10 protein-coding genes are annotated in these 12144 nt (G+C 52.9%); all 10 read right to left on the bottom strand.

Going from position 1 to position 12144, the window contains the following annotated elements:
• Positions 1–53: 53 nt before the first annotated feature.
• Complete coding sequence (locus GE278_00050; protein ID QLK59270.1) at positions 54–1349, bottom strand: MFS transporter; 1296 nt, start codon at positions 1347–1349, stop codon at positions 54–56.
• Between the two features lie 218 nt (positions 1350–1567).
• Entirely contained in the window at positions 1568–2716 is a 1149-nt protein-coding gene (gene dgoD, locus GE278_00045) for a galactonate dehydratase (GenBank protein QLK59269.1), read from the bottom strand.
• A complete protein-coding gene (locus GE278_00040; GenBank protein QLK59268.1) occupies positions 2713–3330 on the bottom strand; it encodes a 2-dehydro-3-deoxy-6-phosphogalactonate aldolase in 618 nt (205 codons plus the stop codon). Before GE278_00040 ends, dgoD begins: the two co-directional genes overlap by 4 nt.
• Positions 3314–4204: a 2-oxo-3-deoxygalactonate kinase gene (locus GE278_00035; GenBank protein QLK59267.1), complete on the bottom strand. Its 891-nt coding sequence runs from the start codon at positions 4202–4204 to the stop codon at positions 3314–3316. Before GE278_00035 ends, GE278_00040 begins: the two co-directional genes overlap by 17 nt.
• Positions 4201–4899, bottom strand: a complete 699-nt coding sequence (locus tag GE278_00030) for an FCD domain-containing protein (protein ID QLK59266.1) — start codon at positions 4897–4899, stop codon at positions 4201–4203. The genes GE278_00035 and GE278_00030 overlap by 4 nt, the downstream gene beginning before the upstream one ends.
• A 255-nt stretch (positions 4900–5154) precedes the next feature.
• Complete coding sequence (locus GE278_00025; protein ID QLK59265.1) at positions 5155–5970, bottom strand: sugar-phosphatase; 816 nt, start codon at positions 5968–5970, stop codon at positions 5155–5157.
• Positions 5971–6115: 145 nt separating this feature from the next.
• A complete protein-coding gene (gyrB, locus tag GE278_00020) occupies positions 6116–8530 on the bottom strand; it encodes a DNA topoisomerase (ATP-hydrolyzing) subunit B (protein ID QLK59264.1) in 2415 nt (804 codons plus the stop codon).
• Positions 8531–8549: 19 nt separating this feature from the next.
• Positions 8550–9638 carry a DNA replication/repair protein RecF gene (gene recF / locus GE278_00015; GenBank protein ID QLK59263.1) on the bottom strand — a complete coding sequence of 363 codons (1089 nt, stop codon included), beginning with the start codon at positions 9636–9638 and terminating at the stop codon, positions 8550–8552.
• A 9-nt stretch (positions 9639–9647) separates the two neighbouring features.
• The gene (gene dnaN / locus GE278_00010; protein ID QLK59262.1) at positions 9648–10748 is read right to left on the bottom strand and encodes a DNA polymerase III subunit beta; all 1101 of its coding nucleotides are present in this window, start codon (positions 10746–10748) and stop codon (positions 9648–9650) included.
• 4 nt (positions 10749–10752) lie between these two features.
• Entirely contained in the window at positions 10753–12144 is a 1392-nt protein-coding gene (dnaA, locus tag GE278_00005) for a chromosomal replication initiator protein DnaA (GenBank protein ID QLK59261.1), read from the bottom strand.

Here is a 12144-nt window from a genome sequence, read left to right as displayed (position 1 = left end):
CTGCCGTTTAAAGTATGCCTAAGAATAGGGGACTCAAACGGCAGTGGCAATCTTCAGCAATCTCCGACACGTTTCACTTCACCCACCAGGAAGATATAAGAAAGTGCACCCAGTAAAGCGACAACGGAAATATAAGTTAATGACGGGGCAAAACCGTAATCCTGTGCCAAATAACCGACAACTAACGGAACGGTAATTCCGCCTAAACCGCCTGCCAGATTAAATACACCCCCGGTCAGCCCGATTAATCTTACCGGAGCTAATGATGAAACCAGCGACCAGGTAATAGAGGCAAAACCATTTCCAAAGAAAGCCAGCGCCATTAATATCATGATCCACATCGGGTCATTGGTATAATTCGCCCCCATAATGCAGGTAGATAATAACAACCCGCAGATGATCGGTAATTTACGCGCAAAACCAATCGACTTACCTTTACGCACCAGTTTATCCGCCACCATTCCGGATAATAACACGCCGAAAAAGGCCGCGAGGAAAGGTACCGTTGTCATAAATCCGGCGGTGAGCGCCGCAATATGTTTTTCCTGGGTCAGATAATTAGGGAACCAGGTCAGGAAAAACCATAACGTTGACGCGACAGCAAATTGTCCTAAATAAACCCCGACCAGTTTGCGGTTAAATACCAGTTTCCAGTCTGCGGATGTCAGCGGAGTTCGTGATTTTTTATCAGCCGGTGCATCGCCATCCACCATGCCGCCACCCGCGCGGATATGTTCCAGCTCTTCTGCATTCACGCCTTTGCTTTTACGCGGCGACTGATACACGCAGAACCACAGCAGCGACCAGATAATACCGATGCCACCGGTGATAATGAACACCCAGTGCCAGCTGAGCATTTCCTGGATCCAGATAAGCAGAGGAGTCAGAAACGCCAGTCCGACAAACTGACCGGAGGTGTAGAAACCTACCGCCGAGGCACGTTCCTGTTCCGGGAACCAACTGGTCACCATGCGGTTATTAGTCGGGAAAGCGGGTGCTTCAAACATGCCCGTCACGGCGCGCAGCCCAATCAGTGACGCTAATCCGCCAGCAAATCCCTGTAAAAGGGTGACGACTGACCAGCCGAAAATGGCGATGAAATAAGTCACCCTCGAACCGAACCGGTCAAGGAACCAGCCGCCGGGGATCTGGCAGGCGGTATAGGTCCATGCAAAGGCGGAGAAGATATATCCCATCTGCGTTTTGCTTATTCCGAATTCCTGCTGAATATGGGAAGACGCGACAGCCAGATTCGCGCGATCGACATAACAAATAACAACTGTAATGAAGATCATGAATAAGGTGACGTAACGTCTTTTTGTTGGTCTGACTTGTAGGGTGGTATCCATTTTTATTTCCTGGTAATGGTTATTCTGACTAACAGGCGTAAGGGTGACTCAGAAATTTCCCTGATTATTTAATGTTTGTAATCACTTAGATTATTACCTTAAATCATTCGAACGTTATCAAGGCGGCAATTGAAAGAATCCCTGGGAGCTTACTTAAGTAAGTGACCTGGGTGAATGAAAGCAGCCAACGCAGAAAACGTTTGAAAGATGACAGGTAATTACCATTCAGCGACGGCACCGTCAGGATAACGCCACAACGGGTTACGCCAGTCAGGAGCATTTTTACTGCGTTCAATCACCAGGTCTTCATTTATTTCCACGCCCAGGCCGGGTTTATTTAACGGATAGAAATAACCGTCGGTCATTTTAAAATCGTCTTTATTAATGACGAAATCGAGTAATTCAGCGCCCTTATTATAATGAATGCCCATACTTTGTTCCTGAAGCACGGCATTGCGGGAGACGAAATCAAGATGCAGACAGGAAGCCAGCGCAATCGGCCCGAGCGGACAATGCGGAGCCAGCGCGACATCGTAGGATTCGGCCATCGCCGCAATTTTGAAGCATTCAGTGATCCCGCCAGCGTGCGAGAGATCAGGTTGCACAATCGCCAGACCGCCATCGGCCAGCACGCGTTTGAAATCAAAGCGTGAGAACATGCGTTCACCGGCAGCAATCGGAATATGCGTTTGTGCAGCAAGACGCGGGTAATATTCGGCCTGCTCGGCGAGCACCGGCTCTTCGATAAATAACGGGCGATAAGGTTCGAGTTCTTTGATCAGGATTTTCGCCATCGGCGCACTGACACGACCATGGAAATCCAGACCAAACTCAATTTCATTGCCGAACTCAGCGCGGATTTGCGCAGCCTGTGCGACGGCAGCATCCACCTGCCGGGCGTTTTCTATAATGCCCATTTCTTCACAACCATTCAGTTTGAAGGTATCAAATCCGATGGCGCGCAGTTTGTTGATGCCATCAATCAGCTCTGATGGCCGGTCACCGCCCACCCAACTGTAGGCTTTGATTTTATCGCGCACCAGACCGCCCAGCAGCTGATAAACCGGTACGCCCAGCGCTTTACCTTTGATGTCCCACAGTGCCTGATCGATACCTGAAATCGCACTCATCAGGATCGGGCCGCCACGGTAAAATCCGCCACGATACAACGTCTGCCAGATGTCGTTAATACGCGCCGGATCCTGCCCGATAACGTATTCACTCAATTCATGGACCGCCGCTTCAACGCTGCGCGCACGCCCTTCGATAACCGGTTCGCCCCAGCCCGTTATACCTTCATCGGTTTCAATCTTCAGAAACATCCATCGCGGTGGCAGGCGGTAAGTGGTCAGTTTGGTGACTTTCATTGTGTTGCATCCTTATAAGCCTGGATAAATGCTTTGGCCTGGAGCGACGTCGTTTCTGGCGTCTGGCCTGCGCGGTATAAATCGCTGCCGAGGCCTGCACCGGCACAGCCCGCATTGAGATAGATCGCCAGATTTTCAGGCGTCACACCGCCGACGGCAAATACCGGAACACGTGCGGGCAGCACCGCTTTCAGGGCTTTGATGTAGTCGGGGCCGAAAGCCGATGACGGGAAGATTTTCAGCGCCTGCGCACCGGCTTCCAGTGCTGTAAACGCTTCGGTGGCGGTCGCGCAACCGGCGCAAACCGTCATGCCCAGTTCTACCGCCCGGCGAATAACCTGCGGATTGATATTCGGCGTGACCACCAGTTTGCTGCCAAGCGAATGAAGTACATCAACCTGCTGCGGTTCCAGCACGGTACCCGCACCCAAAAGCGCCTGCGCGCCAAACGTGCTTACTGCCAGCCGGATACTTTCCTGCCAGTCCGGTGAATTGAGCGGGATTTCTACCGCGTCAAAACCGGCCTCCAGCAGGACGGAAATATGCTGATTCACTTCCTGCGGACGAATGCCGCGCAGAATGGCGATAAGCGGGATTTCAGTTGCCCATTGCATTTACGATCCTCCTTATTCCTGATTGAAAAGCCTGATCGCCATCGAAAGCCTGCCAGCTGACTCCCGCCAGACGGAGTGCCTGCGCGTAACGTTCAGTCAGCTGCGGATTTCCGATGAGGGTGACCGAATGATGATGGCCAAAAAGCCTGAGCATCTGCGCGACTTCACTGCCAATCAGTAAGCCGGAAAGCCAGTCGCTGACGGCAGATTTGTCCAGCCGGTTCAGCACATGCGCCGCGCGCACTTCAAATAAGCGACCGGTGATGTCCGGCTGGCTGAAACCTTTGCTGAGCCCTTGCAGGAAGACATCGGCGGCAGGTTGCTGCGCGGGTAAACCTTTGCCGATCAGCGAATGATTCATCAAAAGATAGTGAAGTTCGCCGGTCATGGCTGTCCGGAAATCAAGAACCTGACTGCCGTCAGTCTCAACCCATTTACTGTGAGTGCCGGGCATCAGATACACGGAGGCAGGAGAATCATGAACCGCGCCGAGCAGCTGAGTTTCTTCGCCGCGCATCACGTTGCAGTTGTCGTCACGACTGACGCTGATCCCCGGCACAATCCATGCTTTTACCGGCAATGCGGCGTGGACAGGGTAAAGATGTTGCCCGAGCGCATTGAGGGAAAACGGTGCGGCAAGATAAGGTACATCCACCCAGCCAGCATTACTGCCAATCATCCCCGCCATAATCACGGGGAGATTTAAGGATTGCCATGGTGCAATCACGTCGTTGAATACCTGCTGTGGCGTGGTGCCTTCCAGCCGGGTAATTCCCCGTTCTGAACGGACTTCTGCGGTGCATTCTCCCTGCTGATACAAAAAAGCGCGCAGGTTGGTGGAACCCCAGTCCAGCGCGATATAGCTTGCTGTCATGTAATATCCTTGAGTCGTTTCGTGGAAGAGGCAATCATTTTCATGGCCGCCTGCTCCGCCGCGTTGGCATCCTGATGCCGGATTGCGTGGAACAATTCCTGATGTTCCTGCAACGTCACCGGCATGTTGTCGTCATCCGGCATGTACGTTCTTTCAAACACCGCCCGCTGCAATGAACTGATGGCGATACTCAGCTGCTGTAAAACCGGGTTGTGTACCGCCGCCAGCACCGCTTCATGGAAGCCAATATCCGCTTCGTTAAACGCATCGCGGTCCTGATGATTAGCGATCATGTTGTTCAGCGCTTCTTCGATCACCGCCAGTTCACCGGAGGTCGCCCTTTCGGCTGCCCAGCGCGCAATCGCCGGCTCCACCAGATTACGTACTTCACTCATGGCAGCGATCAGTCGCGGGTCGTAATCACTGGCCAGTACCCACTGCAAAACGTCGGTATCGAGGTAATTCCACTGATTTCGCGGACTGACAAAAGCGCCGCGATAACGTTTGATTTCGACCAGCCGTTTCGCCGTCAGCGAGCGCAATACTTCGCGGATAATGTTGCGCGAGGTATCGAACTGCTCGCAAAGCTCCATTTCAGAAGGCAGTGCCGCGCCGGGAATATATTTTCCGCTGACAATTTGCTGACCCATTTCCAGGACCAGACGGTCGGTTTTACTGATTTCATGTGAAGGCATAACTTCTCCGGGGCTGAAGGATAAAACCCTACTTTACCGCTCAGACCCTTGCCGGTCTCTGGATTGCTGCACAATCTTATAAGCTTCCCTGCTGAATACATGGATATAGTAGTACCAAACTATAATTTTGTACTACAATCCAGATCACAAAACAGACAATTCAGGTATGTTCATCAGGAAGGAAGGGATCAGAAAGGGGAGACGGAGGTGAACGGCCTGCTTTCAGAAAAACAGGCCGGAGATATCAGGAGGGATTTACTGCCCTAACACGAACTTATTCACAGCAAACGCCACACCGTCTTCGGTGTTGGTTTTGGTGACGAACTGGCTGACGGCTTTGACGCTGTCCAGCGCATTGCCCATCGCGACGCCGATCCCGGCGTATTCCAGCATCGCAATGTCGTTTTCCTGATCGCCCAGCGTCATCACACTTTCACGCGCGATACCCAGTTTTTCTGCCAGGACTTTCACGCCTTCGCCTTTATTAACGCGTTTATCCAGGATTTCGAGGAAATACGGTGAGCTTTTCATGATGGTGTAGTTTTCTTTTGCTTCTGCTGGCAGCTGGCTGATGGCGCTGTCCAGCAACTCGGGATCATCAATCATCATCACTTTCGGGAAGGTCAGCGTCGGCTCCATCTCTTCTGCCGGGCAGAACTGCAACGGAATGCCGGTAGTGAAAGATTCATGCACGGTATAGCTGCTGACGTGGCGATTAGCGGTGAACAAATCGGTTTTAGTCAGCGCATGGAAATGTACACCGAGGTCACGCGCCAGTTTCTCGAAGTAGTGATAATCTTCAATACTGAGGGATACTTCGGCAATCACACTGCCATCTTTCGCGTTATGTACCAGCGCACCGTTGTTGGTGATGCAGTAACATCCGTCCTGCTGTAAATCCAGTTCCATCAGATAACGCTGCACACCGACAAACGGACGTCCGGTCGCCAGAACGATTTGCACACCTTTAGCCCGTGCTTCTGACAACGCTTTTTTAACGGCAGGTGTCACTTCATGCTGCGGATTGAGCAACGTGCCGTCCATATCAATTGCAATCAATTCAATAGCCATAGCATCCTCAGAGTTGGAATAATCTTTCTCAATGCTAACGCGATCACAACCTGTAAAGCCAACAGAATGCGGATCGCGTCAGACGAAAAAAAAGTCCGAAGCGGTTTCCCGGTTCGGACTCTGTTCTTTATCGGCCAGCGCTCTATCAGATATCGATATTGGCAGCTTTAAGGGCGTTCTCTTCGATGAAGGCGCGGCGCGGTTCAACCGCATCGCCCATCAGCGTGGTGAACAGCTGATCCGCCGCGATAGCATCTTTCACGGTCACGCGCAGCATGCGACGTTGTGTTGGATCCATTGTGGTTTCCCACAGTTGCTCAGGGTTCATTTCGCCCAGACCTTTATAACGCTGAATCGACAGACCGCGACGCGACTCTTTCACCAGCCATTCCAGCGCCTGCTCAAAGCTGGTCACTGGCTGACGGCGTTCGCCACGTTCGATATAAGCATCTTCTTCGATCAGGCCACGCAATTTTTCACCCAGGGTACAGATTTTGCGGTATTCGCCGCCCTGAATGAAGTCTGCATCGAGATCATAGTCGGTATCCACACCGTGAGTACGAATGCGCAGGATTGGCTCGAACAGCTGATGTTCAAGATTTTCGCGCACAATCGCACTGTAGCTGCTGCCATGCTGCTCTTTCTCGTTCAAACGAGACACCAGCGTTTCAATCCATTCTTTCACTTTCGCTTCGTCGGCAAGTTCAGCACCCGCCAGCGTTGGCTGATAGACCAGATTATTCAGCAGCGCACGCGGATAACGACGTTCCATACGGCCAATCATTTTCTGCACGCTGTGATGTTCAGCCACCAGTTTCTCCAGCGGTTCGCCCGCCAGTGCTGGTGCGTGGGCGTTGGCGTGTAACGTTGCCCCGTCCATCGCGATGGAGATCTGATACTGATCCATCGCTTCATCATCTTTAATGTACTGTTCCTGCTTGCCTTTCTTCACTTTGTACAGCGGTGGCTGCGCGATAAACACGTGGCCACGTTCAACAATTTCAGGCATCTGACGGTAGAAGAACGTCAGTAACAGGGTACGGATGTGAGAACCATCGACGTCGGCATCGGTCATGATGATGATGCTGTGATAGCGCAGTTTATCCGGATTGTATTCGTCACGGCCAATACCGCAACCGAGCGCGGTGATCAGCGTCGCCACTTCCTGCGAAGAGAGCATTTTGTCGAAGCGCGCTTTCTCAACGTTGAGGATCTTACCTTTCAACGGCAGAATCGCCTGGTTCTTACGGTTACGGCCTTGTTTTGCAGAGCCGCCCGCTGAGTCCCCTTCCACTAAATACAGTTCGGAATGTGCCGGGTCGCGTTCCTGACAGTCAGCCAGTTTGCCCGGAAGACCGGCCAGATCGAGCGCGCCTTTACGACGGGTCATTTCACGTGCTTTACGCGCGGCTTCACGCGCACGGGCTGCATCGATGATTTTGCCGACAACGATTTTCGCGTCGCCCGGGTTTTCCATCAGATAATCAACCAGCTTCTCGTTCATCAGAGACTCAACCGCGGTCTTCACTTCGGAAGAAACCAGTTTATCTTTGGTCTGAGAGGAGAACTTAGGATCCGGGACTTTTACCGAAACCACGGCGATCAGGCCTTCACGGGCATCATCACCGGTGGCGCTAATTTTAGATTTCTTGCTGTAGCCTTCTTTATCCATATACGCGTTGAGCGTACGGGTCATCGCAGAACGGAAGCCTACCAGATGGGTGCCGCCGTCGCGCTGAGGGATATTGTTGGTAAAGCAGTAAATGTTTTCCTGGAAACCGTCATTCCACTGCAACGCCACTTCCACACCGATATCGTCTTTTACGGTGGAGAAATAGAACACAGTTGGGTGGATTGGGGTTTTGTTCTTGTTCAGATATTCCACGAAAGCTTTAATGCCGCCTTCATAATGGAAGTGATCGTTCTTGCCGTCACGTTTGTCGAGCAGGCGGATCGCCACACCAGAGTTCAGGAATGACAATTCACGCAGGCGTTTCGCCAGAATGTCATACTCGAATTCCGTTTGATTGGTAAAGGTGGCGTAGCTTGGCCAGAAGCGCACGGTCGTACCGGTCGTATCGGTATCGCCGACCACTTTCAGCGGATCCTGCGGCTCACCGTGGACATAAGTCTGGGTATGCACTTTGCCTTCACGGCGGATAACCAACTCCAGTTTTTCCGACAGGGCGTTAACGACGGAAACACCCACGCCATGCAGACCGCCGGAGACTTTGTACGAGTTATCGTCAAATTTACCGCCGGCATGAAGTACGGTCATGATGACCTGAGCAGCAGAAACGCCCTCTTCTTCGTGAATGCCGGTAGGAATACCACGACCATCATCCTGCACGGAAACAGAGTTATCCGCATGGATCGTGACCTGAATCTCTTTACAGTGGCCCGCGAGGGCTTCGTCGATAGCGTTGTCCACAACCTCGAATACCATGTGGTGCAGACCAGTGCCGTCATCGGTATCGCCGATATACATGCCGGGGCGCTTACGCACCGCGTCCAGCCCTTTTAATACCTTGATACTTGAGGAGTCATAAGAATTCGACATCAACGTTTCTCGCTCATTTTTAGTCCTGTGATAGAACGGCTATTTTACCTTGTTCCACGCGGAACATCTTGCCCTTTTCACCCATCATATCGGTCACTTGTTCAGCGCTTATCGCACTGACAAAAACCTGTGCCTGGGTGGCTTTCAGGCGATCGGCCAGCAACCGACGTCGGTCGGCGTCCAGCTCGGAGGCAAAATCGTCAAGAAGATACAGGCAACGCCGCCCGCTCTGTCGGGTGAGAAACTCACCCTGCGCTAACCGGAGCGCACACATCAGTAATTTCAGCTGTCCACGGGACAGTAAATCCTCCACCGGCGTGCCATCGGCACGAATGCGGAAATCCGCTTTATGCGGACCAGATGCGGTATAGGTTAAGGCTCTGTCGCGCTCAAAGTTACGCTCCAGCAACTCGCCGTACTCAGTTTCCTTGTCCCATCCACGCTGGAAAGAAAAACTAAGGTCGAATTCGGGCAGGAATTGCGCGCAGGTCGCGCTGATATCAGCCGCGATCGCTTCGCTGTATGCTGCCCGCCATTCGCTAATGCGCTCGGCTAACGGGATCAGTTCCTGATCCCAGGCACGAATTTGCGCATAACGACTCACCTGGCGCAGCGCGGCGTTGCGCTGCTTGAGTAACCGTCGCAGGTTGCTCCAGGCGATAAAAAAACCGGGGTCGTGATGAAAACAACCCCAGTCGATAAACGCCCGCCGGTACTTCGGCCCGCCATTGAGCAGGGTGAAGCCTTCGGGCGTGATAAGTTGCATCGGCAACATCTGCGCCAGTTCGGACACTTTGTGGCCGTCACTGCCGTCGATGCGCACTTTACTGTCGCCCTGACGGCTTTTGCTCAGGCCGATCGACACTTCGCGATCGCCGCCGTCATCCACGCGGGCGTGAAGAACGAACTCCGGTTGGTCGTGACGGATCACGCGCCCTGCCTGCAAACTGCGAAAAGCACGGCCGTGCCCGAGCGTATACACCGCCTCGAGCACGCTCGTTTTACCGCTGCCATTGGGACCGACGAGAAAGTTAAAACCGGGCGACGGGTCTAAATCCGCCGCCTCAATGTTGCGGAAATCTTTTATCAGTAAGCGCGTTAAGGCCATTAATTCAGATCAAAGCCTCATCGGCATGACGACATAGGCCGCCGACTGGCTGGCGGCATCTTCGATCTGTACGCTCGACACTGAGTCGGTCAGCAGCAGATTCACGTCTTCGCACTTGAGCGCATTAAGCACATCCAGTACATAACTGACGTTGAAGCCGATTTCCATTTCGGTACCTTCGTAGCCGACGTCCAGAATCTCTTCCGCTTCTTCCTGCTCCGGGTTATTGGCGGTGATTTTCAGCTGGTTATGGCTGACATACAAACGCACACCACGGAATTTTTCGTTGGACAGGATAGCTGCACGGGCGAAGGCCTGTTTCAGCAAATCGCACCCGGCTTGCAGCGTTTTGTCGGGATTCTTCGGCAATACGCGGCGATAGTCAGGGAAACGGCCATCAACGAGTTTGGAGGTAAAGATAAAGTCGCCGACATGAGCGCGAATATTGTTGCTGCCGATTTGCAGCTGCAACGTCGTGTCACCGCCGTCAAGCAGACGCACCAGCTCCATCACGCCTTTACGAGGCACGATCACCGAATGCGACGGCAGTGACTGGCCGATTGGCATGGAACATACCGCCAGGCGGTGGCCGTCGGTCGCGACAGTACGCAGTTCTTCACCTTCGGTTTCGAACAGCATGCCGTTTAAGTAATAACGAACGTCCTGATGCGCCATCGAGAACTGCGTGGCTTCGATCAGACGTTTCAACGTGGCCTGCGGCAGGGTGAATTCCACCTCGCTTTGCCAGTCGTCGAGATTAGGGAAATCTGTTGCCGGCAGGGTTGACAGCGAGAAACGGCTGCGGCCTGAGCGTACCAGCATGCGGTCGCCGTCGAGAGCAACGGAAATTTCCGCGCCTTCAGGCAATCCACGGCAGATATCAAAGAATTTACGCGCCGGTACCGTGGTGGCACCCGCTTCATGTGGCTGAGACAGCGCGACTTTCGCCACCATCTCCATTTCCAAATCCGTCCCGGTCAGCGACAACGCGCCATCCGTCACCTGTAATAACAGGTTACCCAGAATAGGCAACGTCGGTCGTCCACCCAGCGGGCTACTGACCTGTTGCAGTGGTTTCAGCAAATGCTCACGTTCAACAATAAATTTCATAGCGCTAGGAAGATAATGTTCTGATTAAGTTGGAGAAATCTTCTTTGATGTCGTGACTTTCTTCACGCAACTGCTCGATTTTACGGCAGGCGTGCAACACCGTGGTATGGTCCCGACCACCGAACGCATCGCCGATTTCTGGCAGGCTGTGGTTGGTCAGCTCTTTCGCCAGCGCCATCGCCATCTGGCGTGGGCGGGCTACCGAACGGGAACGCCGTTTGGAAAGCAGGTCAGCGACCTTGATTTTATAATATTCGGCCACTGTTTTCTGAATATTATCGATAGTGACCAGCTTCTCCTGTAGCGCTAACAAATCTCGCAGCGCTTCACGGACGAAGTCGATGGTAATCGCACGCCCGGTAAAGTTGGCATTGGCGATCACCCGGTTCAGTGCGCCTTCAAGCTCACGCACATTAGAACGCAGACGTTTAGCAATAAAGAAAGCCACTTCACCCGGCAGACGGATATCGTTCTCGTCGGCCTTTTTCATCAGGATCGCCACGCGGGTTTCTAATTCAGGCGGCTCGATCGCTACCGTCAGGCCCCAGCCGAAACGGGATTTCAGACGATCTTCTACACCATTGATCTCTTTCGGATAACGATCCGAGGTCAGAATGATCTGCTGATTACCTTCCAGCAGGGCATTAAAGGTGTGGAAGAACTCTTCCTGTGAACGTTCTTTATTCGCAAAGAATTGAATGTCATCGATCAGCAACGCATCGACGGAGCGATAGTAGCGTTTGAACTCTTCGATGGCATTGTTTTGTAGCGCTTTGACCATGTCCTGTACAAAGCGCTCGGAATGCATGTACACCACTTTTGCGTTGGCTTTACGCGCCATGATGCCGTTGCCGACCGCGTGCAATAAGTGGGTTTTACCGAGACCTGTGCCGCCATAAAGGAAAAGCGGGTTGTACGCGCCGCCCGGATTATCTGCCACCTGACGCGCCGCCGCACGGGCCAGTTGGTTAGACTTACCTTCAACGAAGTTATCGAATGTGTGTTTCGGGTTCACGTTAGAACGGTAAGACAGCTCAGGTTGTACCGGCGAGCTGTCCCAACTTGGACGAGAGGGCGCGAGGCGTGGGATCGCCGGTGCGGACTGGGAACTGACGCTGGCCGCAACAGGCTGACTCACGCGCTGAATTAACGGTTTACTGCCCACTTCAAAGCGCAGCAACGGTGCGTTTGCCCCGCAGAAGTCATTGAGCAAGCCATTAATATTATTTAGGTATTTGTCACGAACCCAATCAAGGACGAAACGATTCGGAGCGTAAAGCGCCAGCGTATTGTCGTTGAGTTCCGCCTGTAGGGGGCGTATCCACATACTGAATTCTGTGGCAGGTAGTTCATCCTGCAAACGGGCAAGACATTGCTGCCAAAGCGAAAGTGACAC

The sequence above is a fragment of the Enterobacteriaceae bacterium Kacie_13 genome (assembly GCA_013457415.1).
GTDB lineage: Bacteria > Pseudomonadota > Gammaproteobacteria > Enterobacterales > Enterobacteriaceae > Rahnella.
Note: the sequence above shows the minus strand (reverse complement) of the source record. Positions and strands in the feature narration are given on the sequence as shown.